Below are 26285 nucleotides of genomic sequence, written 5' to 3' on the forward strand. Positions count from 1 at the left end.
GGGATTATGGCAATGGCAGAGAATCAATACTACGGCACTGGTCGCCGTAAAAGCTCAGCAGCTCGCGTTTTTATTAAACCGGGTACTGGCAACATCGTAATCAACAAGCGTAGCCTTGAAGTTTACTTCGGTCGTCCAACAGCACGTATGGTTGTTAACCAACCTCTAGAGCTAGTTGAAATGACTGACAAACTAGACCTATTCATCACTGTTTCTGGTGGTGGTATTTCTGGTCAAGCTGGTGCGATCCGTCACGGTATCACACGCGCTCTTATGCAATACGATGAATCACTACGTCCTGCACTACGTGCTGCTGGCTATGTTACGCGTGACGCTCGTTGCGTTGAACGTAAGAAAGTTGGTCTACGTAAAGCACGTCGTAAACCACAATTCTCTAAGCGTTAATATTACGCTTACTTTGCCAAGTGGTTTTGTTTCAAAACTACTTTGGTTATTGTGGTCAAAAGCCCAGCAGAAATGCTGGGCTTTTGTTGTTTTTGTGAGGTGAAATTATCTTCATTGCTTGAATTTTTCTATCTTTTCTTATCTTTTCTTCCTCCTCGCTAAAAAAAGCCTACCTAGTTCACAAATGTTGCAAAAAAGTAGCTTTACCTTGTCAAAAAGTAAGGTTTTCTTTATCATTTATGGGTTAAAACAGCAGTGTAACTAAGTATGAACAAACTCTTTGGTTTTATTGAGAGTTTTAAGTCTTGGAATTCTGTTGTATCAAACCTTAAAAGTTAGCCGCAGCTCGAAAATGTATGGACATAATAAAAACTATATAAAGAGCAAATGGGAGAAAGTTGGATGAGCAATGCGCCAGTGAGTAATGGTCGACGTCGTTTCTTAACTGCAACAACAGCTGTTGTTGGTGGTTTAGGAGCAGTGGCGGTGGCCGTACCTTTTATTAAATCTTGGAACCCGAGCGCAAGGGCGAAAGCTGCCGGTGCTCCGGTTGAAGTCGATATCAGTAAGCTTGAAGATGGGCAAATGGTTCGTGTTGAGTGGAGAGGAAAGCCAGTATGGGTTGTTCGTCGCTCAGACGCTCTTTTACAATCATTAACTGAAATTGATGGTCAACTTCGAGATCCCTCTTCTGGGGAAGAACAACAACCTGAATATGCACAAAATGCGTATCGTTCGATTAAGCCTGAAATATTTTTAGCCGTTGGTATTTGTACTCACCTTGGCTGTTCACCTACCTATTTACCTGACAGTTTTAGTGAACAAGTTGAGGGGGTTAACTCTGGTTTCTTTTGCCCATGTCACGGCTCTAAGTTTGATATGGCTGGTCGAGTATTCCAAGGTGTACCTGCACCATTGAACCTTGTGGTTCCTAAGCATATGTACCTTAGCGATAGTCGTATCCTAGTTGGGGTTGATGAAGGAGGGGAAGCCTAATGCAACCATTACTTGATTGGGTAGAGAAACGTCTACCAGCGATGAATGCATATAAAAAGCATTTGTCTGAATACCCGATGCCAAAAAACTTTAATTTTTGGTATTTCTTTGGCTCATTAGCCATGTTAGTTCTCGTTAATCAACTTATTACTGGAATTTGGTTAACAATGAATTATGTACCTTCTGGTGAAGGAGCGTTTGCTTCTGTTGAATACATCATGCGTGATGTTGATTATGGTTGGTTATTACGTTATATGCACTCAACGGGCGCATCAGCGTTTTTTGTTGTTGTATATCTTCATATGTTCCGAGGCTTAATTTACGGTTCTTACCAAAAGCCTCGTGAACTATTATGGCTATTTGGTATGCTGATCTTCTTAGTTCTAATGGCTGAAGCTTTTATGGGCTATTTACTACCATGGGGACAAATGTCCTATTGGGGTGCTCAGGTTATTATTTCACTATTTGGTGCAATTCCAGTTATTGGTGATGATTTGACGCTATGGATCCGTGGTGATTATGTAATATCAGGAGCAACGCTCAACCGTTTCTTTGCATTGCATGTTATAGCATTGCCGATTGTATTATTGTTACTCGTCGTATTACATGTTCTTGCTCTACATGAGGTGGGTTCTAATAATCCTGATGGTATTGAGTTAAAACAACCAAAAGCAAAAGATGACAAAGGTGAGCACAAAACTCAGTTTAAATTCCATGAGTACTATACGAAGAAATATAACATTATCGATTCAGTACCTTTCCACCCATATGGGACGGTAAAAGATATGATTGGTGTGGCTGGTTTCTTATTCTTCTTCTGTTATGTGTTGTTCTTCAATCCAGAGATGGGTGGATATTTCTTAGAAGGCCCTAACTTTGAAGCAGCTAATCCACTTAAAACACCTGAGCATATTGCTCCGGTTTGGTACTTCACTCCGTTTTATGCAATTTTACGTGCGGTACCAGATAAATTAATTGGTGTTGCAGCAATGGGTGCATCGATTGTCGTGCTGTTCCTTCTTCCATGGTTAGATCGTTGTAAAGTTCGTTCATATCGTTACCGTAGTAAGTTGCATTTATTGAATATTGCACAATTTACTGTCAGCTTTATTGCTCTTGGTATCTTAGGAGCACTACCAGCTACCTCTTTATATACATTGTTAGCTCAAATATTCAGTCTGACTTACTTTATGTTCTTTGTTCTGTTGTTTGTCTACAGTAAAAATGAAGCGACGAAACCATTACCAGAGAGGGTGACATTCAAATGAGAAAGTTGATTTTAGTGCTTTTTGCTTTGTTGCCATCAATGGCAATGGCTGCTGGAGCTAGTGTTCCATTGGATAAAGCAAATAATGATATCCGTGACCAAGCATCACTTCAAAATGGCGCTAAGTTATTTATGAACTATTGTGCCGGTTGTCATTCAACTCAATACCAACGTTATGGAAGAGTGGCTGAAGATCTTGGGATCCCAGTAGATTTAATGATGGATAATCTTGTTTTTGATCCAAATGCCAAAATTGGTGATTTGATGGAAAATGCGATTCCAGAAAAACAGGCGGCTAATTGGTTTGGTGCTCCGCCACCGGATCTAACACTTGTGGCTCGTGTTCGTGGAACAGATTGGTTATATACTTATTTACGTACGTTTTATGCTGATCCTACACGTCCGTTTGGTGTGAATAACATGGTGTTCCCAAGTGTAGGTATGCCGCATGTTCTTCAAGAACTCCAAGGGGTAACTACTCCTATTTATGAAATAACTACAGTAAATGGTGTTGAGCATAAAGTAGTCGTAGGGGTTGAGTCAGATGGCACTGGAGAACTTAGCTCTGGTGAATATAATGTGGCTGTTCGTGATTTAGTTAACTTCCTTGAATACTCTGGTGATCCTGTACAGCTTGAGCGTCATCGCCTAGGTTGGTGGGTTATGGGCTTTTTAGTAATATTTGCCTTTGTTTCTTACTTGCTTAAGAAAGAATATTGGCGCGATGTCCACTAATCGTGATATTCTAGATCGTTAATTGTATGCAATGGAGGCTTCGCCTCCATTGTTTTTGTGTCACTACTATTTTAAGAATGAATAATAGATGACAGGCACCAAAAAATGCGGTGCTTTTTGCTCCTAGATAAATACCGGAGGGCTCAATGGCTGTTGCTGCCAACAAACGCTCAGTAATGACGCTTTTTTCAGACGCTTCTGACATGTACAGTCATCAAGTACGTATTGTACTTGCTGAGAAAGGAGTAAGTGTTGAAGTTGAATTGGTTGAACCATCCAACTTACCTGCAGAACTTGTAGAATTAAACCCTTACAAAACTGTACCTACACTAGTTGATCGTGAGCTTGCTTTATACAACTCAAATATCATCATGGAATATTTAGATGAGCGTTTTCCTCATCCGCCATTGATGCCTGTTTACCCAGTCGCTCGTGGTAACAGCCGTCTAATGATGCACCGTGTTGAAACTAACTGGTATTCATTAGCGAAGATTGTTGAAGGTGGTTCTTTTGAAGAAGCTGAAGCCGCTCGTGCAAAACTGCGCAATGACTTATTAATGTTAGGTCCAATTTTTGCTGAATATACTTACTTTATGAGTGATGAGTTTAGCCTAGTTGACTGTTATTTAGCTCCGTTATTATGGCGTTTGCCATCAATGGGTATTGAATTATCAGGTCCTGGTGCAAAAGAACTTAAAGTTTATATGAGCCGTGTATTTGAACGTGATTCATTCCTAGCTTCGTTAACAGAAGCTGAGCGTGAACTGCGTTTAACTAACTAATGGATATGAGTTCAATGATGCCGCGTCGCCCATACTTATTACGAGCTTTCTATGAATGGATTGTAGATAATGAGTTAACGCCTCATCTTGTTGTTGATGCAACAATGAACGGTGTTCGAGTACCAGAAGAGTTTGTTCAAGATGGTCAAATCGTTTTAAACGTAGCACCGCACTCTGTTGGTAATCTAGAAATGGGTAATGAAGCGGTAACATTTAATGCTCGCTTCGGCGGTCGTCCACACTCATTAATTCTACCTCTTTATGCTATTCAAGCTATCTATGCCCGTGAGAATGGCGCTGGAACTATGTTTGAACCTGAAGAGGCTTATGAATTAACATCTGATGAAGGCATTTTTGAAGAAGAGACGTTAAGTTCAGTTTCAGAACAACATCCTTCATCAGAAGATAAACCTGAGTCACCACGTCCTACTGGTCGTCCAAGTTTACGAGTAGTTAAATAGTATGATGCTATTAAATTAATTGTATTAAAAAGCCTGCATTACGCAGGCTTTTTTATTTGTTCTATCTTATTTAAAGATATTATTTTTCTACACTGCCACCTTGGCCATATTCAAAGGCTTTTATTACACCTTTGACACCTTTGATATTACGAGCGATATCTGCAGCAATGTCACCTTGCTCTTCTGTCACAAATCCCACTAAGAAGACTTCTTGGGCTTCGGTAAATACACTAACCTTAATGCCATTTAATTCAGATTTAGCAAGTAAAGATGATTTTACCTTTGTGGTAATCCAACTGTCGTTATTCACTTGTGTAAAGGTTAACAAAGGACGAATTCGAATTTGGTTATAAACAGTATTAACCCCATTCATTGCTTTAATTTGCTTCTCAAATTTTTGATTTATTTGAGCATCTTTAGCTTGTCCCATTAAAAGTATTTTACCGTCATAGGAAACAGCGTTGACTCGCATATTATATTGATAAGGGGATTTGTTCGCTAAACCTGTCGTTTCTAATGATAAGTTTTTATCTAGCAATTGTTCTTTCATTGAACGGTTGTCAGTTACCACAGATGCAGTTGTTGCTGCCCCCGCAATAAATAAACCAGCACACCCTTGCAATAAAACGGCAGAGAGCAAAATTGCACTTAATCTAACTAATTTCATATAATTACTCAGAATGTTGTGGGAAGAGAACTTGATCAACAAGGTCACATATACAATGTAAAGTTAAAAGATGGACCTCTTGAATACGAGCGACTCGATGAGATGGAATTCGGATCTCAACATCAGATTCACCTAATAGGCCTGCCATTACACCGCCATCCATACCTGTAAGAGCGATAATTGTCATATCACGGCTTACAGCCGCTTCCATTGCTTTTAGGATATCTTGACTGTTTCCGCTAGTAGATAGGACAAGTAAAATATCACCTGGTTGTCCTAACGCTCTTACTTGCTTAGAGAAAATTTCATCGTAGTTATAATCATTGGCGATTGCTGTCAGTGTCGAAGTGTCTGCGGTTAGTGCCATTGCTGGTAAGCTAGGTCGCTCCGTTTCAAAGCGATTTAATAAACATGATGCGAATTGCTGTGCATTTGATGCTGAACCACCATTACCGCAACATAAAATCTTATTGCCATTTAATAAAGTTGCCACCATTGCTTGAGAAGCATGCATAATATGATCAGGAAGCGCTTCTGCCGCCGCGATTTGAATTTGAATACTTTCAGTAAAGCTTTCTTTGATGTGTTCTAGCATTGTTTACCCTTCAACAATTGCATTTTTGATCCAGTTGATTTCCTTACCTTGAGAGTGGATAGCAACTACATCAAATCTAAAAGATGTATGTTCAACAGAGAGCCCATTTTTCATGAGCCAAAAGAGAGCTGTTCGTTGTAATTTGCGCTGTTTCTGCCATGTTACCATTTCTTGAGCAGAACCGTAATTTGAAGATGTACGATATTTAACTTCGACAAAGACGAAGGTATCTCGATCTCGCATAATAAGATCGAGTTCCCCTGTTTTAGAATGGAAATTTCGAGCAATGAATATAAGTTGGTGTTGCTCTAGATGACGCTGAGCCACCAACTCATAATATTCACCTTTTGCTCGCTTATTCTGATTTCTCTCCATGAATAGCCCAGCTCATTTGTCGTTGAATTACGCACTCTTTATTAATGCTGAGTTCACCTGTTTTACCATCCATTTCATAGTTATCTACTGCTTTCATTTGTGGTAGTTCAGTGATCAATTGGTAGGCGTCCATACCAAGTGCATGAAGTCGAGTTTCGCCATTACTGCTTTTTGGCCAAAGTTCATCGTATTGATTTTTGAAACTATTATCTTCATTTATTAGTAGTGGGATATCACTAAATTCAATGCCATGAATTTCGACTAATTGAGTTTGGCGTCCGCTGTTACTTCGTGAGCTAGCGTAAAGTTTTGGCGGTGTAATTCCTGGATTTATCGCTACATCGATGAATGGTTTGAGTAATACCAGTTCACTGCTTTTTGCTACCATATAAACAGCATCAATATCTCGACGGCTGCGTGGCTGAGACTCTAATTCCATCCCTGCTAATGCATTCATTTGGTAAATTCGAGCTTGGCTACTTTCAATACCAAATACGCTATTCACTTTTTGTTGTAGTTGCGATTTTGAACCAAAATAACTTATAGACGGCTTTTTGGCTGTTAATTGGTACCATTTATCACTGAATGCTTCGCTTAGGCGTTCACCCATTGTTCCTTGTGGTGCGAGAAATAATGGATGTTTATGACCTTGTTTAAAAAGATGGATCGCAGCCTGTTCAGCCTCTTGCTCTGGAGATAGAGTGAAATAACAGCTGTTTTTATCTACATCAATTTCACTTGGAATATTAAGAGCAAGTTGAGCTATGTTTGAGTTATTTAATGACTGAAATTCTTCTATTTTGCTGCGAACTAAAGGGCCAACAACAAATTGAATTTTTTCTTGCTCTAAAGTGGTCATAATATCTGCCATCGGTGTGATTTCAGTATCAATGATTTTTAGAGTAGTAAATTCACCACGTTCTTTATCTTCCATCATCATATTGATGAAGCCGTCACGTACTCGAATACCTTGGGGACCAAAGCGTCCTGATAGAGGTAGAAGTAACGCAACATTTTCAGGGCGAGTTATTTCAAGTGCAAGAATATCAAGCACTTCCTGTGGAGTATAAATTGCTGCAGGATGAGTTGGGTTTGCTAATAACCACTCATTTAATGCCTCTTGAAGTCGAGTCGGGGAGTGTTTTAGAGTATCGAGATAGGTAGCTAATTGAACCCAACCATGTAAAACAGTTTCGTTGTTATTTAGCTTTATATCTTGAAGGTTCGCACTATTTAGAGACGATATATTTGTCCACACTTGAGACCATAATTGTTGTTTTTGATCTTCTGGAGTATAGGAATCAAGAGAGATTAGCTCTCTCGCTGCATTGAGGTTATCGCCGTTAAATAAATACAGTTCGTGACGTAATTTATAGTATTGAACCCATTGATTGTCTTCAATTTTCCACCATGCCTGAAAATTAAGAACTTGAAGCGCTTCTTCGTATTTATTTTGTGCTTTAAGCATTGTAGCTCGACTTAATTGAACTTCAGCGCTTTGAGGTGGAGATAATTGTAAGCTTGCTAATCGCGTAAGTAATTTGTTTGTTAGTTCAAAATCTTGCTCTTGCACTGATGCTTTTAATGCCATGATTAGAAAATCAGCTTGAAGCGTACCTTGTTTTTGATCTGCCTTTAAAATATAAGCGCTGCTCGTTTCTGATGGTGATTGTGTAATATCAAGGCGTTCAGGTGCTTTTGGTGAACTTGAACACGCAGCTAATGTTAGCGCTAAGGCTACAGGAGCTATAAGGCGTGTTACACTGTTCTTTCTAAGGGTCATATTTGCCATGGGTAATATACTGGTCCTACTTAAAAGGGCTGTTGTTACTATGGATGCTAATCACCCGAACAGCTAAAATATTATTTTCATTATAGTGATGTCTACTCATATTCCCTATATTAATCGCAGAAGAGATAGTAAACAAATGACAGATCACAATTTATCTGTGGTAGAGACTGCAACTTTGTACATTGTTCCTACGCCAATCGGTAATTTAGGAGATATAACGCAGCGAGCTTTGGAAGTTTTAAAGTCCGTTGATTTAATCGCTGCTGAAGATACTCGACATACAGGCAAATTATTGTCTCACTTTGGTATTTCTAGTCAAACATTTGCATTACATGATCATAATGAACAGCATAAAGCAGACCTGTTGATCAGTAAATTACAACAAGGTAAATCTATTGCCCTTGTCTCAGATGCGGGAACTCCATTAATTAGTGATCCAGGTTACCATTTAGTGAACCGCTGTCGTCAAGCAAATGTCAATGTTGTGCCATTACCTGGTGCTTGTGCGGTTATAACAGCATTATCAGCGGCTGGTCTACCTTCTGATCGTTTTAGCTTTGAAGGCTTCTTGCCGCCAAAAAGTAAAGGTCGTCGTGATAAATTTGAAGAAATAGCACAAGCAGAACGTACATGTATTTTTTATGAATCACCACACCGTATTATGGATTCGTTAGAAGATATGCTGACGGTTCTTGGTGCCGAAAGACAGGTGGTTTTAGCTCGAGAGTTAACGAAAACTTATGAAACTATTCATGGTGCACCGTTAGGTGAATTGATTGAATGGATAAAAGAAGACGCCAATCGCAAACGTGGCGAGATGGTTTTATTGATTCATGGCTTCAGAAGTGAAGCAAAAGATGAACTTCCATTTGAAGCGACACGTTCGGTTTCTATTCTAGTAAAAGAACTTCCGCTTAAAAAAGCAGCGGCAATGGCTGCTGAAATACATGGTGTGAAGAAAAATGCCCTATATAAATGGGGTTTAGAGCATTTAGATTAAGAGAATTGATAAAAAGGGGTGGTAACTTATAACTGACTCTTATATCATTCGCTTCAGGAGCTGACTCGGTAATCGCTGCTTCATTGATGTCCTTCGGGAGACTGATGAAGGGGAGGAAAGTCCGGGCTCCATAGAGCAGGGTGCCAGGTAACGCCTGGGGGGCGCAAGCCCACGACAAGTGCAGCAGAGAGAAAACCGCCGATGGCTTAATCTTCTTTTATTCTTCGGGATAGGGAAGTAAGCACAGGTAAGGGTGAAAGGGTGCGGTAAGAGCGCACCGGACGTCTAGTAATAGTGCGTTGCAAGGTAAACTCCACCCGGAGCAAGATCAAATAGGCCCTCACATAGCATTGCTCGTGTTTGGGGGCGGGTAGATTGCTTGAGCCTGTGAGCGATTGCAGGCCTAGACGAATGGTTACCACCGCGCAAGCGGGACAGAACCCGGCTTATATGTCGGCTCTTAACTTAGCCCACCATAGTACTATTTCGGTAGTGTTATGGTGGGCTTTGTGCTTTCTGCTACATTGGTTTAGAATTATCACTAATTTGACACACATCTCTGTATTTTTAGTTTACACTTCCAACTAAAATTCAGTCGCTTATTCTCATAATTACGGTAGTAAATACTCACTATGTCTGAACAATTTCAACACGTATCCGTTCTTCTTCATGAATCTATTGATGGCTTAGCTATTAAACCTGACGGTATCTATATTGATGGTACTTTCGGTCGTGGTGGTCACAGTCGTCAAATTTTATCACGATTAGGTGAAAACGGACGTTTGTACAGTATTGACCGTGATCCTCAAGCAATAGCTGAAGCGAAAACGATTACAGATCCTCGATTTAATATTATTCATGGTCCATTCTCAGGCTTAAAGCAATATGTCGAAGAATTAGAGTTAGTGGGTCAGATTGATGGTGTTCTGCTTGATTTGGGTGTGTCGTCTCCTCAATTAGATGACGCAGATCGTGGTTTTAGCTTTATGAAAGATGGTCCTCTAGATATGCGAATGGATCCGACATCAGGAATGCCAGTGTCTCAGTGGTTATTAGATGCTGATGTAGAAGACATTACTTGGGTTATTCGTGAGTTTGGCGAAGACAAGCACGCGTGGCGCATAGCAAAAGGCATTGTTGCTTATCGTGAAAATGAAGAAAATGAACCATTAACACGTACAAGCCAATTAGCGAAATTAATTTCAGATGTTGCTCCTAAGAGCTACAAAGAAAAGAAACATCCTGCGACACGTACTTTCCAAGCTTTCCGTATTTATATCAATAGTGAATTGGATGAGATTGATACTGCATTAAATGGTGCTCTTGATGTTTTTGCTCCTGGCGGTCGTTTATCAGTGATCAGTTTTCATTCATTGGAAGATCGTATGGTTAAGCATTTCATTCGTAAAGAAAGTAGAGGCCCACAAGTTCCTCATGGTTTGCCATTAACAGAAGCGCAGATTAAAGCGTTAGGCAGTGCAAAAATGAAGGCTGTTGGTAAAGCAATTAAACCTACCGATAATGAAGTTGACGTTAATGTTCGTTCACGCAGTTCTGTGTTGCGTATCGCTGAGCGCTTATGAGTCAAAATACCTCACCACAATCTAATTTAACAAAAATGATTGGCCTAGACCTTTTGGGTGTAGGTCGGTTTCATACTATCTTATTAATATGCATATTTTTTAGTGCTATTTGTGTGGTCTTAGCGACGCACAATACTCGTCAAATGGCTGTTAAACGAGAGAATTTGTTACTTGAAAAAGACATTTTAGATGGTGAATGGCGTAATTTGATTTTAGAAGAAAGTGCATTAGCTGAACACAGTCGAGTGCAATCTCGTTCTGTTGATGAATTGAATATGGAACGACCTGCACCGGATAAAGAAGTTATAATTAAACTACGATGAAATTACCAAATAGAAAAAAAAATAATAAACGAATCACCAAAGCGCCACCGACTCTTATTCAGTGGCGCTTTGGCGTTATTGTTTTCTTTGTTTTTCTCGCATTAGCTATCCTAATTGCAAGAGCTGCTTATATCCAAGTTATTGAACCTGATAACTTGATTAAGCAAGGTGACATGCGTTCAATTCGAGTTAAATCCCTTCCCTCTGCCCGTGGCATTATTTCAGACAGAAATGATGAGCAACTAGCTGTGAGTGTTCCTGTTGACGCCGTTTGGGCTGATCCTGTTGCCATTTATAAAGCAGGTGGCTTGGTTGAAGTTGAGCGTTGGTATGCTTTAGCTGATGTCTTAGGCTTAAAGAGAAAAGAACTGCTTTCAAAAATAGAACGTAACAAGAAGCGCCGTTTTATTTATCTCCAACGTCAAATTTCACCAGCGGTTGCTTCTTATATTCGAAAATTAAAACTGTCAGGTATTGGCCTGAAAGCAGAGTCTCGTCGTTATTACCCAACAGGTGAGATCAGTGCCCATGTTATTGGTGTGACAGGTATTGATAGTCATGGTTTAGAAGGCATCGAAAGCAGTTATGATGGTTGGTTAACTGGCGAACCAGGTCGACGAACCGTTCGAAAGGACCGTTATGGACGGGTGGTTGAGAATATTTCGCTAAAAGAAAAGCAAGAAGGTAAGCCTCTTACTCTTAGTATTGATCAACGTTTACAAGCTATTGCTTATCGTTCTATTAAACAAGCTGTTGCTGATTATCGTGCCATGTCTGGTTCTGTGGTCATGATTGATATTAAAACCGGTGAAGTGTTAGCTATGGTGAATGCACCATCGTATAACCCAAATGACAGAAGCCAATTACAAAGCTTTAGAATGCGAAACCGAGTGATTACCGATACATTAGAGCCGGGTTCAACAGTTAAGCCTTTTGTCGTATTAGCGGCTCTAGATGGTGGGACTGCAAATCTAAACACTATCGTAGATACAGGTAATGGCATCATGCGAATTGGTGGTAGTCGTGTTCGTGATAGTTCTAAAGTAGGTAAAGCCGATTTAACTACGATATTAAAGAAATCAAGTAACATAGGTGTTGCTCATCTGGCTCTCGGTATGCCTTTACAAGAACTTTTAGGTGAATACAGCGCTGTTGGCCTTGCTGATCCATCAGGGTTGAATCTTATCGGCGAGGCTACAGGAATTTTCCCTGATCGTCGTCGTTGGTCTGATTTTGAAATCGCTACATTAGCCTTTGGATATGGTCTTTCTGTTACTCCTATTCAATTAGCTCACGCATATGCCACGCTAGGTGCTTATGGAGAGTATCGTCCGTTATCTATTTTAAAAACCACAGGACCGACACCCGGTAAGCAAGTGGTTAATCGTCAACATGCTAAAGCCGTATTAGAAATGATGGAAACCGTAACTCAACCTGGCGGTACAGCAACTAAGGCTGCCGTTCCTGGGTATCGAGTGGCGGCGAAAACCGGTACGTCTCGTAAAGCGGTTCGTGGTGGTTATAGTGATGAATATATGACGGTGACTGCGGGCGTTGCGCCTGTGAGTAATCCTAGAATTGCATTAGTTACCATTGTTAACCAACCGCAAGGCGATGAGTATTATGCAGGTCAAGTTGCGGCGCCGATTTTTGGTCAAGTAATGAAAGATGCACTACAAATACTAAATGTAGCGCCAGACGAAAGTACCGTAAAACATATCGATGTATTGAATTAGGAAAGGGATGATGCAGTTATCTGAATTAGTATTACCTTGGTGTGAATTAAATCAAACCGTTGAAATATCATCCATGACATTGGACAGCCGCCAAGTATCTGTTGGTAGTCTATTTGTTGCAATTAAAGGTCACGCTATTGATGGTCGACAGTTTATTGAAGCTGCGATTGAGAATGGAGCATCAGCAGTTTTAGCCCAAAGTGATGAACTTAATGTTGAAGGTATGATTAATTACGTTGATCAAGTACCTATTATATATATTAATGATTTATCAATAAAATTAAGCGCGCTTGCTGGTCGCTTTTATCAAGCAGATAAGCGAAAGATGAAACTAGTCGGTATTACTGGCACTAATGGTAAAACAACCATTTCTCAAATTATTGCGCAGTGGGCAACATTATTAAATACATCTGCTGGTGTTATGGGGACAACTGGCAACGGTTTATTATCGGATTTAAAGCCAGCGTTAAACACAACGGGTAGCCCGATTGAAATTCAACAAACGCTCACTGAACTTGATCATATTGGAGCTGAGTTAACGGCTTTAGAAATATCGTCTCATGGATTAATCCAAGGGCGAGTAAATGCACTTTCTTTTGATGCTGCTGTATTTACGAACTTAAGTCGAGATCACCTTGATTACCATGGTGATATGACTAATTACGCTGAAGCTAAGAAGCTATTATTCACTTCTCATCAGCCTAAATACTCAATTATCAATGCAGATGATATCGTCGGTGCTTCTTGGTTAAAAGAAATGCCTTACGCGATAGCCGTTTCATTAAATAAAGAAGGTGTTGAACATCATTCTGGCAAGAAAGTTTTTGCTACATCGGTAGCTTATTCTTCTGAGGGGATTCACTTATCTCTTACTTCTGATTGGGGAGAGGCTGATTTATCTGTTCCATTAATAGGTGCATTTAATGCGAGCAATATTCTTGTCGCTTGTGCAACACTGCTTTCTCTCGGTTATGACATTCGTGAACTAGAAAAAACAGCCCCTAAATTAACCGCCGTTATTGGACGAATGGAATTATTTACAACAACAGGGAAAGCGAAAATTGTTGTTGATTATGCTCATACGCCAGATGCTCTTGATAAAGCATTACAAGCATTAAGAGTTCATTGTGAGGGTCAACTTTGGTGCATTTTTGGGTGTGGTGGCGACAGAGATACAGGTAAACGACCAATGATGGCCAGTATTGCAGAGCAGCAAGCGGACATGATTATTTTAAGTGATGATAACCCTCGCTCTGAAGAGCCAAGCTCAATAACTAAAGACATGTTAGCTGGGTTAAATAAACCAGAAATAGCGAAGGTAATTCATGACCGCTTTGAAGCTTGTGAGTATGCGCTATCTCAAGCAAGAGAAAACGATATTATTTTGCTTGCAGGCAAAGGGCATGAAGACTATCAAGTGCTTGCTAATAACACTATTCACTACTCAGATCGTGAAAGTGCACAGACATTATTAGGACTACTATCATGATAGAAATGACATTAAATCAGATTGTGGCACTATGCGACGGTCAGCTAATAGGTACAGACTGCCAAGTTGTATCGGTATCTACAGACAGTCGAAATATAGATGAAAATGGACTTTTCGTTGCATTAATTGGTGAGCGTTTTGATGCTCATAATTTTGCAAAGACAGCTCAAGAGCAAGGTGCTGTTGCGCTTCTTGTTTCCCGTCAATTAGACAGTGAACTACCTCAAGTTATTGTTAAAGATACACAAAAGGCACTTGGTTTTATTGCAGCTAATGCTCATAAGCAATGTGATACCTTTACGTTCGCATTAACAGGGAGTTGTGGCAAAACAACAGTTAAGGAAATGCTGGCTTCGATCTTACAGCGTTCTGGTAATGTATTAGCTACTGCCGGAAATTTTAATAACGAAATTGGTGTACCGCTGACGTTATTACGATCTCGTCCAAGTGATGATTTTGCTGTTATCGAGTTAGGCGCTAACCATCAAAACGAAATTTCATATACGACTCAATTAGCTCGCCCAAATGTCGCATTAGTAAACAATGTTGCAGCTGCACACTTAGAAGGTTTTGGCTCTTTAAAAGGAGTTGCGAAGGCTAAAGGTGAGATCTTTGAAGGTTTACAAGAAGATGGCGTTGCTATTTACAATTTAGAAAGTAATGGCTTACCAGAGTGGTCATCATTATTTGATGGTAAGACGGTATTATCTTTCTCTATGGATAATGTTACGGCAGACTTTTATGCATCAAATATTGAGGTGAACTCTATTGGAGAATCAACCTTCATACTGAATACACCAATTGGCAGCATTACCGTCTCTCTGTCCATTATTGGTAAGCATAATATTGTTAACGCCGTTGCTGCGGCTGCATTAGCACTTCAAGCAAATAGCTCATTAAAAGATATCCAACAAGGCCTTCAAGAGCTAAATAGCGTCAAAGGTCGTGTTGCTGTTGAGGTGTTAGCATCGGGTTTGAAAGTTATTGATGATACATATAATGCCAGTGTTCCCGCAGTTAAAGCAGCAGTAGACCTTCTAGGTGAGTTTAATGCTCAGCGTTGGCTTGTTTTGGGGAATATGGCAGAGCTTGGTGAAGAAAGCCTTGCACTTCACCGAGAAGTTGGTGAATATGCTGCCCCATATCAATTTGAGCAAGTACTTACTTTTGGTGACGATACCAAAGTGATCAGCGAATTATGCAATGGTCACCATTTTGAAACTCGTGATGCTTTAAATAAATACTTACAGCAAGAATTACAATTAATTAAACATAATGAGGTTACCGTGTTAGTAAAAGGTGCCAATAGTTCACGCATGAGCGAAGTGGTTTCTGCTCTTAAGGAGTGTCAGTAATGATTATCTGGTTATCTAACTTTCTAGAGCAATATTTCCCATTTTTTCGTTTATTTGAATACCTTAGCTTCCGAGCTATCTTAAGTATTATTACGGCATTATCTATTTCTTTATGGATGGGACCGAAATTAATTAGATGGTTGCAAAATCTACAAATTGGCCAAGTAGTACGTGATGATGGACCTGAGTCTCATTTTAGCAAACGTGGTACGCCAACAATGGGCGGTATCATGATTTTAACCGCTATTTCGGTAACGGTTTTCTTATGGGCTGATCTTACTAACCCTTATGTATGGGCTGTTATGTTCGTACTGCTAGGTTATGGTGCTGTTGGTTTTGTTGATGACTATCGTAAAGTAGTTCGTAAAAATACAGATGGTTTGATTGCTCGTTGGAAGTACTTCTGGCAATCAACAATTGCGTTAGTGGTTGCTTTTGCTTTATATGCTTACGGTAAAGATACGGCTGCAACACAATTAGTCGTGCCTTTCTTTAAAGAAATAATGCCTCAACTTGGTCTTGCTTATATCCTTCTAACTTATTTCGTTATTGTAGGAACAAGTAATGCGGTAAACCTAACTGATGGCTTAGATGGTTTAGCTATTATGCCAACTGTTTTTGTTGCTGCGGGTTTTGCTTTTATTGCGTGGGCAACAGGTAACGTACAATTTGCTAATTACCTACATATTCCACATATTCCACAAGCAAGTGAGTTGGTTGTAGTTTGTGCCGCAATCGTTGGTGCAGGCTTTGGTTTTCTATGGTTTAACACTTACCCTGCACAAGTATTTATGGGCGATGTAGGTTCGTTAGCATTAGGTGGTGCGCTAGGCACAATAGCTGTTCTTGTTCGTCAAGAGTTCTTGTTAGTCATCATGGGTGGTGTATTCGTTGTTGAAACCTTATCGGTAATCCTACAGGTCGGTTCATACAAGTTACGTGGTCAACGTATTTTCCGTATGGCACCAATTCATCACCATTATGAATTAAAAGGTTGGCCAGAACCTCGTGTTATTGTGCGTTTCTGGATTATCTCTATGTTATTGGTTCTTATTGCATTAGCGACATTGAAGGTACGTTAATATGACTGGTTTTGGTGGTGTAAAAAGCGTTGTTGTCGTTGGTTTAGGAATGACAGGGTTATCTGTTGTTAAGCACTTACTTAGACAACCAGAAGCGTTAATAGTCAAAGTTATTGATACTCGTGAAACACCACCAGGCCAAGACCAATTGCCTGAGCATGTTGAGTTATATTCTGGTGGTTGGCAACAAGACTGGCTGTTAGAGGCAGATCTCATTGTTACCAATCCTGGTATTGCTCTTGCTTCTCATCAATTGCAACCTGCGATTAAGAAGGGTACGCCGGTTGTTGGTGATATCGAACTTTTTGCTTGGGCAGTAACAGCTCCTGTGATAGCTATTACTGGATCTAATGGTAAGAGCACAGTAACGGACTTAACTGGTGAAATGGCGAATGCCGCAGGCGTCAAAACCGCTGTTGGTGGTAACATTGGTTTTGCTGCGCTCGATCTATTAGAGCAAGAGGCAGAGCTTTATGTTCTTGAGCTATCCAGTTTTCAATTAGAAACAACTTCATCGTTAAAATTAAAAGCGGCTGCATTCTTAAATTTATCCGAAGACCACATGGATAGATATCAGGGTATGGCTGATTATCGTCAAGCAAAGTTACGTATTTTTGATAATGCAGATGTATGCATTGTTAACCGCGATGACAAAGAAACGTACCCAGATATCAAAGGAAAAACAGTAAAAAGTTTTGGCTTTGATGAAGGTAACTACGGGTGTGTTATTCAAAATGGAGTTAGTTATTTAGCCATTGATTCAACGCCCATTATTGCAGCAGATGAATTAGGGCTTGTTGGTAAACATAATATTGCTAATAGTTTAGTTGCAATCGCATTATTAGATGCAGTAGGAATTAAGGTTGCTTCAACATTAGAAATATTAAGAACTTACAATGGATTGACACATCGATGCCAAGTGGTGGCTGATAATAAAGGTATTCGTTGGGTCAATGACTCAAAAGCAACAAATGTTGCAAGTACGCTTGCTGCATTATCTGGTCTAAAGATTGATGGTAAATTGCATTTATTAGTTGGTGGTGTCGGTAAAGGTGCAGATTTTTCCGAATTATCTCCCGCGCTACATGATTTGAACTTAATGATGTATTGCTTTGGTGAAGATGGTGATCAGTTTCTCTCTTTAGACCCTCGTTCTCAGCAATGCCAAACGATGGATGAAGCCATAGAGAACTTATTCCCTACATTAGCAGAAGGAGATATGGTTATGCTATCTCCTGCATGTGCAAGCTTTGATCAATACGCAAACTTCATGGCTAGAGGTGATGCATTCACTCAACTAGCAAGACAGTATTCAACTGAGAGTTAATTTTGATATTTGACCGCATTAAACAATGGGTATCATCAGTTCAAGATTGGTGCTTAACGCCATCTCCTAAAGTGATGTTTGATCGTCAGTTAATCTGGATTGCTTTAGGATTAATGCTAACCGGTCTTGTTATGGTTGGCTCTGCATCATTCCCAATTAGTACTCGTCTGACAGGACAGCCATTCCATTTTATGATGCGTCATATGCTATTTGTTTGCTTAGCACTGGGAGCATCTTCTGTTGTATTGCGTATCAAGTTGGATGATTGGTTAAAATACAGTAGTCACTTATTATTAATTTCTTTTGTATTACTTGCGGCTGTTTTAGTTATCGGTAAATCGGTAAACGGCGCGGCGCGATGGCTGCCTTTGGGGATTTTTAATTTACAACCTGCAGAGGTCGCAAAACTCTCTTTATTTGTCTTTATTTCTGGTTATCTTGTTCGTCGTCATGGTGAAGTAAGAGACAGTTTTAAAGGATTCGTTAAACCATTAGTTGTTCTTATAGGTCTTGCTTTTTTCTTACTATTGCAGCCAGATTTAGGAACAACTATCGTAATGTTTGTTACGACTATCGGTATGTTATTTATTGCTGGCGCTAAATTATGGCAGTTCATTGCGCTAGTGATGAGTGGTATCTCACTCGTTATCGTTCTGATTATTGCAGAACCTTACCGTATGCGCCGAGTGACCTCCTTCTTAGACCCATGGCAAGACCCATTTGGTAGTGGCTACCAACTAACACAGTCTCTTATGGCATTTGGTCGAGGTAGTTGGTTTGGTGAAGGTCTTGGTAACTCAATCCAAAAATTAGAGTATTTACCTGAAGCTCATACCGATTTTGTGTTTGCAGTTGTTGCAGAAGAATTAGGGTTTATTGGTGTATCTTTAGTCCTTATTTTAATTTTCTCTTTGGTGTTAAAAGCTTTGCTTATCGGTCGAAGATGTTTGCTGCATGACCAGCGTTTTGGTGGTTTTTTAGCGTTTGGTATTGGTATTTGGTTTGCCTTCCAAACTTTAGTTAACGTTGGGGCTGCTGCAGGTATTGTTCCAACAAAAGGGCTGACATTACCACTGATTAGTTATGGTGGTTCCAGTTTAATTATTATGTCAGTCGCTGTATCTCTCCTTATTCGTATTGATCATGAGTGCCGTATTTTTCTAGAAAACGAGCCTCCACGGAGCGAAAATGAAGAACAAAAATAAACGTTTATTAGTGATGGCTGGTGGTACTGGTGGTCACGTATTTCCCGGGTTAGCAGTAGCAAAGCAGCTACAGAATGAAGGTTGGGAAATTCGTTGGTTAGGCACGGAAGATAGAATGGAAGCTGATTTAGTACCGAAGCATGGTATTGAAATTGATTTTATCAAAGTAAAAGGGCTACGTGGCCAAGGCATTAAGAAATTATTGGCAGCACCTTTTCAAATTTTAGGTGCAATTTCCCAAGCAAAGAAACACATTCAAGCATGGCAGCCAGATGTTGTATTAGGCATGGGCGGTTATGTGAGTGGGCCGGGTGGAATTGCTGCATGGCTATCTGGGATTCCGGTTGTATTGCATGAGCAAAATGCCGTTGCTGGGTTAACTAATCAATGGTTATCTAAAATAGCAAAACGTGTATTTCAGGCTTTTCCAGGTGCATTTCCTAACGCAGAAGTTGTGGGGAATCCAGTTCGAGAAGATGTCTGTCAATTAGCTCAGCCAAGTGAACGATTTTCTGAACGTACAGGACCTATCCGAGTGTTAGTCATGGGGGGGAGCCAAGGTGCTCGCATTCTAAATACGACGTTGCCAGAAGCGCTACCAAAATTGAATCACACTGTTGAAATTTGGCATCAAGCAGGTAAAGGAAATCAAGAAACTGTTAATCAAGCGTATTGTGATCATGGAATTACAAATGCAAACGTAACAGAGTTTATTGATAATGTAGCTGAGGCTTATGCGTGGGCAGATGTATTAGTATGTCGTTCAGGTGCATTAACAGTATCTGAAGTATCAGCTGCAGGGGTTGGTTGTGTGTTTATTCCGTTTATGCATAAAGATCGTCAGCAAGCATTAAATGCAGATCACCTTGTACAGTGTGGCGCAGCGCAAATGATTGAACAACAAGATTTAACAGTTCAGAGTTTGATTGGTACACTAAATGGATTAGAGCGAAAAGAATTATTAGAAATGGCATGTAATGCACGTAAAGCTGCAATTATTGATGCAGATGTACGCGTTGCCAATGCGATTAAAGACCTCGCAAATAAAAAGAATTGAGATTTAGAATGATAAAAGATCAAAAACTGCAATTAGCTGAAATTAGAACCATGATCCCTGAAATGCGCCGCGTTGAATGCATTCACTTTGTTGGTATTGGCGGAGCTGGAATGAGCGGGATTGCCGAGGTTTTGCTAAATGAAGGTTATCACATCAGTGGTTCAGACCTAGCTGAGAATACGGTTACGGTTCGATTAGCTCAGAAAGGAGCAAAAATCTTTTTTGGTCATCAAGCAAGTAATGTTGAGAAAGCAAGTGTAGTGGTTGTTTCAACCGCAATCGATCCAGCAAATCCTGAAATTGTGGCAGCAAAAGAAAATCGAATTCCTGTTATTCGTCGTGCTGAAATGTTAGCAGAGTTAATGCGCTACCGACATGGTATTGCAGTTGCGGGTACACACGGCAAAACAACAACAACAGCATTAACTACTCAGATTTATTCAGAAGCTGGATTAGATCCAACGTTTGTTAATGGCGGTTTAGTTAAAAATGCAGGTACAAATGCACGCTTAGGTTCAAGCCGTTTCCTTATTGCTGAGGCTGATGAAAGTGATGCGTCATTCTTACACCTTCAGCCAATGGTTAGTATTGTTACTAATATTGAAGCCGATCATATGGATACCTATGGTGGTGACTTTGAAGTATTAAAACAAACCTTCATTGATTTTCTTCATAACTTGCCATTTTATGGACAAGCTATTATGTGTATTGATGATGATGTAGTTAGAGAGTTACTTCCTCGCGTTAGTCGTCAAGTTATCACTTATGGTTTTTCAGAAGATGCAGATGTACGTTTGACTAACTATCGTCAAGTTGGTCAACAAAGTTTCTTTACGGTTCAAAGAAAAGATCGCGCTGATTTAGATATTATTCTTAATATTCCAGGAAAGCATAATGCATTAAATGCGACAGCAGCCATTGCTGTTGCTACCGAAGAAGACGTTGAAGACAGTGCTATTCTTTCTGCATTACTTAATTTCGAAGGCGCTGGTCGCCGTTTTGATCAATTAGGTGAATTTGAAACAGGCAATGGTCATGCGATGTTGGTGGACGATTATGGACATCATCCAACAGAAGTTGATGTAACAATCAAAGCAGCTCGTGCTGGTTGGGCTGAAAAGCGTTTGGTTATGATATTCCAACCTCATCGTTATAGTCGTACTCGTGATCTATATGATGATTTTGCGAACGTGCTAGATAATGTTGATGTGCTTATTATGTTAGATGTTTATTCTGCTGGTGAAACACCTATTGCAGGCGCTGATGGTAGAGCGTTATGTCGAACTATTCGTGGTAGAGGAAAAATAGATCCTATTTTTGTGCCAAATATTGACGCATTACCACCTGTATTAGCTAATATAATTCAAGAAGGTGACTTAGTTCTGACTCAAGGCGCTGGAGATGTTGGTAAACTAGCAAAACAGCTAGCTTCAATGAAACTAAATATTGAAACAATGAAAGACTTTGGGTAATTATTGTTTAATTAGTTAGAACTTCTAATAAAAATACGAATAATGGGATAGAATCCTCATTGTATTAATAATATGCTATCAGAGATTGGGATAGAGTGTTTTTGCACCCTATACTTATTAGTAGAATTCATTTTAACGTCACCATAAGGCGATTATTTTGTATAATTGGTTAATGTTGATGTTAGTTTCTAGTACTGTTGTGAAAATAATATGATAAAAACGGTCAAAATGAATACTTCATTTGATAAAGAAAAAGTAAGGAAACATCTGCCAGGTGGCCTTTTTCTTTTTTTAGTCGTAATCATTTCATTATGGCTAGTTATTTCAACAGTAAGTTGGATGACAGATGAAGACAGGTTGCCTTTATCTCATATGATTATTCAAGGGCAGCTAAAGCATATTACAGCGGATGATATTCGTGAAGCGATTGACTCGATGGATTCCATTGGGACATTCATGACTCAAGATGTAAACAAATTGCAAAATGCATTGCTGTCGCTACCTTGGATTGCACAGGTATCGGTTAGAAAGCAATGGCCAGAAACGATTAAGGTCTTTGTAGTTGAAAATCAACCTGAAGCGACATGGAATGACCGAGTGATCGTGAATCCAGAGGGTGTGGTTTTTAATGCACCGATGAGTGATTTGATGGAACCAAAACCAGCGTTATTTGGTCCAGAGAGTAGTAGTAAAGAAGTGCTGGATTTCTGGCATCAATTACAAAAGCAATTTGCACCATTACATACAAGTGTTCATAGTGTTGCATTAACCGATCGCTTGTCTTGGCAGGTTGTATTAGACAATGGCATTCGACTTGAATTGGGTCGTGATTCTCGGGAAGAAAGAGTTGAACGATTTATTGCTTTATATAAGCAATTAGAAAAGAAAAAGAATTCGATAGATTATATAGATCTTCGTTACGATACTGGCGCAGCTGTTGGATGGAAATCCGACAATGTAGAAGATAAAGAAGAGAATTGACATGAGTAAAACGCCAGAAGGCAGTATTATTGTTGGTTTAGATATCGGTACAAACAAAGTTTCAGCATTAGTTGGCGAAGTTTTACCTGATGGCCAAGTGAGCGTTATTGGCTCTGGATCATGTCCCTCTCGTGGAATGGATAAAGGTGGCGTTAACGATCTTGAATCGGTGGTTAAATCGGTTCAAAGAGCGATTGATCAAGCCGAGCTTATGGCTGAATGCACCATTACATCTGTATTTATTTCTTTATCAGGCAAGCACATCGCTAGTCAAATAGAGAAAGGTATGGGGTCTATTTCTGAAGAGGAAGTGACTCAAGATGATATGGATAGCGTTATTCACACCGCTAAATCCGTTAAGATTGGTGATGAGCAACGTACATTGCATGTTATTCCACAGGAGTTCTCTATTGATGTACAAAAAGGTATTCGAAATCCAATAGGATTATCGGGTATGAGAATGGAAGTAAGCGTTCACTTAATTACATGTCATAATGATATGGCGAGAAATATTGTTAAAGCAGTTGAACGCTGTGGTTTAAAAGTTGAACATATCATTTTCTCTGGTTTAGCATCAAGTAATGCGGTAATCACAGAAGATGAGCGAGATCTTGGTGTTTGTGTTGTTGATATCGGCGCAGGTACAATGGATATTGCCATTTGGACTGACGGTTCCTTGCGTCATGCAGAGGTTCTTCCTTATGCAGGCAATGCTGTTACCAGCGATATTGCTTATGCGTTCGGTACACCATTCAATGATGCAGAAAAGCTAAAAGTTAAATATGGCTGTGCAATTAGCGAGCATATTAATCGTGATGAAACAGTCAATGTTCCTAGCGTAGGTGGTCGACCATCTAGAAGTTTACAGCGAAGAATGCTAGCAGAAGTTATCGAACCAAGGTATTCTGAACTGCTAGGCCTTGTAAACCAGCGTATTCTTGCAATTCAAGATAAATTACGCGCTGAAGGAACAAAGCATCATCTTGCTGCTGGTATTGTTTTAACTGGTGGTGGTGCACAAATTGAAGGTTTGGCTGATTGCGCAGAGCGTGTTTTTCAAACCCAAGTAAGAATAGGCCAACCTTTAGAGGTGACCGGTCTCACAGATTACGTAAAAGAGCCTTATCAAGCAACAGCGGTAGGACTTTTGCATTACGGTAAAGAAAGTCAATTACATGACGATGAAGATTATGTGCCAAGTAAGCACCAATCTTTTGCTACCGTGATAAAGAAATTTAAAAATTGGATACTAAAAGAGTTTTAACCTGAGCGAACAGGAAGGAACGGAGAGAACAGATGTTTGAGCCGATGATGGAAATGTCCGACGACGCAGTAATTAAAGTTGTTGGTGTAGGTGGCGGTGGCGGTAATGCTATCGAGCACATGGTACGTGAGTCAATTGAAGGTGTTGAATTTATCAGTGTAAATACTGATGCTCAGGCACTTCGCAAGACTAGTGTAAATACAGTTATTCAGATTGGTGGAGACATCACAAAAGGTTTAGGTGCTGGTGCAAACCCGCAAGTAGGCCGTGATGCCGCTCTAGAAGATCGTGAAGCCCTTAAAGAAGTTCTTGCTGGTGCCGATATGGTATTTATCGCAGCTGGTATGGGCGGTGGTACTGGTACTGGTGCAGCTCCTATTATTGCAGAAGTAGCAAAAGAATTGAATATTCTAACTGTTGCTGTTGTGACAAAACCGTTTAGCTTTGAGGGTCGTAAACGTCTTGCTTTTGCTGAGCAAGGTATTGAAGAGTTATCAAAACATGTTGACTCATTAATTACGATTCCAAACGAAAAACTACTAAAAGTACTAGGCCGTGGTATCACATTATTAGAGGCATTTGCAAAAGCAAATGATGTTCTACGTAATGCAGTTCAAGGTATTGCAGAGTTGATTACTCGTCCTGGTATGATCAATGTCGATTTCGCCGATGTTCGTACTGTTATGTCTGAAATGGGACATGCAATGATGGGTAGCGGTATCGCAGTCGGTGAAGACCGAGCAGAACAAGCAGCAGAAGAAGCGATTTCAAGTCCTTTACTGGAAGATATCGATTTAGCTGGAGCTCGCGGTGTTCTTGTTAACATTACTGCGGGTCTTGATATGCGTCTTGATGAATTTGAGACAGTAGGTAATACAGTAAAAGCATTTGCATCAGATAATGCAACCGTTGTTATTGGTACTTCTCTTGATCCAGATATGACTGACGAAATTCGAGTAACAGTTGTTGCTACAGGTATCGGTACAGAAAAAAAGCCTGAAATCACGTTAGTGACAAATAAAGCAGCAGCGCCGGCTCAACCAGCACCAGTTGCTCAACCTGTTGTTCAACCACAAGCGAAAGCTCCGGTTGTTGAACCAACAGTAGAAAAAGCGGCACAAAACGTGCAGGTAACTAAGCCAGCAGTACCGCAAACTACACCATCAACGTCGCCTGCGGCAGGTGTTCAGAATGCAGGTGCAGCACAAGCTAAACCAGATCAAAAAGAAGATTACTTAGATATTCCTGCGTTTTTACGACGTCAAGCTGACTAATTAATCATCAAGCGATTTGGTTTTATTGAAAATTGTGTGCTAGAATATCAAACCAGTTCCTAGAATTGGTTTGAAATCAAGCATATTTATAGTTGAGATGAGCATATGATCAGACAACGTACACTGAAAAGTATCGTACAAATGACAGGCGTGGGTTTACACTCAGGCCGTAAAGTCACGCTTACTCTTCGTCCTGCAGCATCAAATACAGGTGTAATTTATCGTCGTACAGACCTTAATCCGCCAGTAGATTTTCCTGCGGATCCAGAGTCAGTGCGCGATACGATGCTATGTACAGCGTTAGTTAATGATGAAGGCGTCAGAATCTCAACGGTTGAACACTTGAATGCTGCTTTAGCAGGCATGGGCATTGATAACGTGGTTATTGAAGTTGATGCACCTGAAATTCCAATTATGGATGGCAGTGCAAGTCCTTTTGTTTATCTTTTACAATCTGCGGGTATTGAAGAGCTTAATACAGCGAAGAAATTCATTCGTATTAAGAAACCTGTTCGCATTGAAGATGGTGATAAATGGGCAGAAATTCGTCCTTATAACGGTTTCCGCTTAGATTTTACTATCGACTTCAATCATCCAGCGATTGAATCAGATGACCAAAGATTAGTGTTTGATTTTTCAAGCCAATCGTTCATCAAAGATATCTCTCGAGCTCGTACTTTCGGGTTTATGCGTGATATTGAGTACTTACAATCACAAAACCTATGTCTAGGTGGTAGTTTTGATTGTGCAATCGTACTAGATGATTACCGTATTCTTAACGAAGACGGATTACGTTTTGATAATGAATTTGTAACGCATAAAGTACTAGATGCTGTCGGCGACCTATATATGTGTGGTCACAGTATCTTAGGTGAGTTAAGTGCTTATAAATCAGGTCACGCTTTGAATAATCAGTTACTTCGTGCTGTTCTTGCTGATCAAGAAGCATGGGAGTGGACAACCATTGAAGATGAACAAGAATCACCAGTTGCATTTATGCAGCCAGGAATGGTTCTTGCCTAACCCATCATCAAATTAAAAAAAGCCAAGCAGTTCGCTTGG

25 protein-coding genes and 1 other RNA gene are annotated in these 26285 nt (G+C 40.0%); 22 read left to right on the forward strand and 4 right to left on the reverse strand.

The features are described 5' to 3' along the window. Window positions 1-12 precede the first annotated feature (12 nt). The 6 genes from rpsI to sspB all read left to right on the forward strand — a co-directional run bounded on the left by rpsI (window position 13) and on the right by sspB (window position 4646). Complete coding sequence (rpsI, locus tag BTO23_RS00060) at window positions 13-405, forward strand: 30S ribosomal protein S9 (RefSeq protein WP_060994077.1); 393 nt, start codon at window positions 13-15, stop codon at window positions 403-405. Between the two features lie 402 nt (window positions 406-807). Then, window positions 808-1401, forward strand: a complete 594-nt coding sequence (gene petA / locus BTO23_RS00065) for a ubiquinol-cytochrome c reductase iron-sulfur subunit (RefSeq protein WP_060994131.1) — start codon at window positions 808-810, stop codon at window positions 1399-1401. After that, window positions 1401-2669 carry a cytochrome b gene (locus BTO23_RS00070; protein WP_061005714.1) on the forward strand — a complete coding sequence of 423 codons (1269 nt, stop codon included), beginning with the start codon at window positions 1401-1403 and terminating at the stop codon, window positions 2667-2669. The genes petA and BTO23_RS00070 overlap by 1 nt, the downstream gene beginning before the upstream one ends. Further along, the gene (locus BTO23_RS00075) at window positions 2666-3403 is read left to right on the forward strand and encodes a cytochrome c1 (RefSeq protein WP_105062763.1); all 738 of its coding nucleotides are present in this window, start codon (window positions 2666-2668) and stop codon (window positions 3401-3403) included. The genes BTO23_RS00070 and BTO23_RS00075 overlap by 4 nt, the downstream gene beginning before the upstream one ends. Window positions 3404-3549: 146 nt before the next feature. Then, window positions 3550-4185 carry a stringent starvation protein SspA gene (gene sspA, locus BTO23_RS00080; protein WP_060994080.1) on the forward strand — a complete coding sequence of 212 codons (636 nt, stop codon included), beginning with the start codon at window positions 3550-3552 and terminating at the stop codon, window positions 4183-4185. Beyond that, window positions 4185-4646, forward strand: a complete 462-nt coding sequence (sspB, locus tag BTO23_RS00085; RefSeq protein WP_060994081.1) for a ClpXP protease specificity-enhancing factor — start codon at window positions 4185-4187, stop codon at window positions 4644-4646. The genes sspA and sspB overlap by 1 nt, the downstream gene beginning before the upstream one ends. 79 nt (window positions 4647-4725) lie before the next feature. Here sspB and BTO23_RS00090 read toward each other — a convergent pair whose 3' ends face one another. From BTO23_RS00090 to BTO23_RS00105, 4 genes are read right to left on the reverse strand one after another with little or no spacing between them, the layout of a single operon-like run. After that, complete coding sequence (locus BTO23_RS00090; RefSeq protein ID WP_060994082.1) at window positions 4726-5313, reverse strand: BON domain-containing protein; 588 nt, start codon at window positions 5311-5313, stop codon at window positions 4726-4728. A 4-nt stretch (window positions 5314-5317) separates the two neighbouring features. Then, window positions 5318-5908, reverse strand: coding sequence for a phosphoheptose isomerase (locus BTO23_RS00095; RefSeq protein WP_060994083.1), 591 nt, complete (start codon window positions 5906-5908; stop codon window positions 5318-5320). 3 nt (window positions 5909-5911) lie between these two features. Further along, window positions 5912-6283: a YraN family protein gene (locus BTO23_RS00100; RefSeq protein ID WP_061005716.1), complete on the reverse strand. Its 372-nt coding sequence runs from the start codon at window positions 6281-6283 to the stop codon at window positions 5912-5914. Then, window positions 6264-8075 (reverse strand): penicillin-binding protein activator, encoded by a 1812-nt coding sequence (locus tag BTO23_RS00105; RefSeq protein WP_105062764.1) that lies wholly within the window; start codon window positions 8073-8075, stop codon window positions 6264-6266. Before BTO23_RS00105 ends, BTO23_RS00100 begins: the two co-directional genes overlap by 20 nt. A 136-nt stretch (window positions 8076-8211) precedes the next feature. Between BTO23_RS00105 and rsmI the strand changes: the two genes are divergently transcribed. From rsmI to lpxC, 16 genes are all read left to right on the forward strand, one after another. Then, window positions 8212-9075, forward strand: a complete 864-nt coding sequence (gene rsmI, locus BTO23_RS00110) for a 16S rRNA (cytidine(1402)-2'-O)-methyltransferase (protein WP_060994086.1) — start codon at window positions 8212-8214, stop codon at window positions 9073-9075. A 56-nt stretch (window positions 9076-9131) separates the two neighbouring features. Further along, window positions 9132-9540: RNase P RNA component class A (rnpB, locus tag BTO23_RS00115), an RNA gene on the forward strand. A 167-nt stretch (window positions 9541-9707) separates the two neighbouring features. After that, the gene (gene rsmH, locus BTO23_RS00120; protein WP_060994087.1) at window positions 9708-10658 is read left to right on the forward strand and encodes a 16S rRNA (cytosine(1402)-N(4))-methyltransferase RsmH; all 951 of its coding nucleotides are present in this window, start codon (window positions 9708-9710) and stop codon (window positions 10656-10658) included. Continuing rightward, a complete protein-coding gene (ftsL, locus tag BTO23_RS00125) occupies window positions 10655-10981 on the forward strand; it encodes a cell division protein FtsL (RefSeq protein WP_060994088.1) in 327 nt (108 codons plus the stop codon). The genes rsmH and ftsL overlap by 4 nt, the downstream gene beginning before the upstream one ends. Beyond that, window positions 10978-12717 (forward strand): penicillin-binding transpeptidase domain-containing protein, encoded by a 1740-nt coding sequence (locus BTO23_RS00130; protein WP_060994089.1) that lies wholly within the window; start codon window positions 10978-10980, stop codon window positions 12715-12717. The genes ftsL and BTO23_RS00130 overlap by 4 nt, the downstream gene beginning before the upstream one ends. Before the next feature lie 7 nt (window positions 12718-12724). Further along, entirely contained in the window at window positions 12725-14206 is a 1482-nt protein-coding gene (murE, locus tag BTO23_RS00135; protein ID WP_061030622.1) for a UDP-N-acetylmuramoyl-L-alanyl-D-glutamate--2,6-diaminopimelate ligase, read from the forward strand. Beyond that, window positions 14203-15561, forward strand: a complete 1359-nt coding sequence (locus BTO23_RS00140) for a UDP-N-acetylmuramoyl-tripeptide--D-alanyl-D-alanine ligase (protein WP_105062766.1) — start codon at window positions 14203-14205, stop codon at window positions 15559-15561. The genes murE and BTO23_RS00140 overlap by 4 nt, the downstream gene beginning before the upstream one ends. Then, window positions 15561-16643, forward strand: a complete 1083-nt coding sequence (gene mraY / locus BTO23_RS00145; RefSeq protein ID WP_060994092.1) for a phospho-N-acetylmuramoyl-pentapeptide-transferase — start codon at window positions 15561-15563, stop codon at window positions 16641-16643. Before BTO23_RS00140 ends, mraY begins: the two co-directional genes overlap by 1 nt. Window position 16644: 1 nt before the next feature. Further along, window positions 16645-17970, forward strand: a complete 1326-nt coding sequence (murD, locus tag BTO23_RS00150; protein ID WP_060994093.1) for a UDP-N-acetylmuramoyl-L-alanine--D-glutamate ligase — start codon at window positions 16645-16647, stop codon at window positions 17968-17970. 2 nt (window positions 17971-17972) lie between these two features. Beyond that, window positions 17973-19175, forward strand: coding sequence for a cell division protein FtsW (ftsW, locus tag BTO23_RS00155; protein ID WP_060994094.1), 1203 nt, complete (start codon window positions 17973-17975; stop codon window positions 19173-19175). Then, the gene (murG, locus tag BTO23_RS00160) at window positions 19159-20232 is read left to right on the forward strand and encodes an undecaprenyldiphospho-muramoylpentapeptide beta-N-acetylglucosaminyltransferase (protein WP_060994095.1); all 1074 of its coding nucleotides are present in this window, start codon (window positions 19159-19161) and stop codon (window positions 20230-20232) included. Before ftsW ends, murG begins: the two co-directional genes overlap by 17 nt. 8 nt (window positions 20233-20240) lie before the next feature. Then, window positions 20241-21704, forward strand: coding sequence for a UDP-N-acetylmuramate--L-alanine ligase (murC, locus tag BTO23_RS00165; protein ID WP_061005727.1), 1464 nt, complete (start codon window positions 20241-20243; stop codon window positions 21702-21704). Window positions 21705-21932: 228 nt separating this feature from the next. Further along, the gene (locus BTO23_RS00170; RefSeq protein ID WP_245922062.1) at window positions 21933-22685 is read left to right on the forward strand and encodes a cell division protein FtsQ/DivIB; all 753 of its coding nucleotides are present in this window, start codon (window positions 21933-21935) and stop codon (window positions 22683-22685) included. Between the two features lies 1 nt (window position 22686). Further along, entirely contained in the window at window positions 22687-23949 is a 1263-nt protein-coding gene (gene ftsA / locus BTO23_RS00175; RefSeq protein WP_060994098.1) for a cell division protein FtsA, read from the forward strand. 32 nt (window positions 23950-23981) lie between these two features. Further along, window positions 23982-25223 carry a cell division protein FtsZ gene (gene ftsZ / locus BTO23_RS00180; RefSeq protein ID WP_105062767.1) on the forward strand — a complete coding sequence of 414 codons (1242 nt, stop codon included), beginning with the start codon at window positions 23982-23984 and terminating at the stop codon, window positions 25221-25223. A 105-nt stretch (window positions 25224-25328) separates the two neighbouring features. Beyond that, the gene (lpxC, locus tag BTO23_RS00185; protein WP_060994100.1) at window positions 25329-26246 is read left to right on the forward strand and encodes a UDP-3-O-acyl-N-acetylglucosamine deacetylase; all 918 of its coding nucleotides are present in this window, start codon (window positions 25329-25331) and stop codon (window positions 26244-26246) included. Window positions 26247-26285 lie beyond the last annotated feature (39 nt).

The organism is Aliivibrio sifiae, from assembly GCF_002954715.1.
Lineage (GTDB): Bacteria > Pseudomonadota > Gammaproteobacteria > Enterobacterales > Vibrionaceae > Aliivibrio > Aliivibrio sifiae.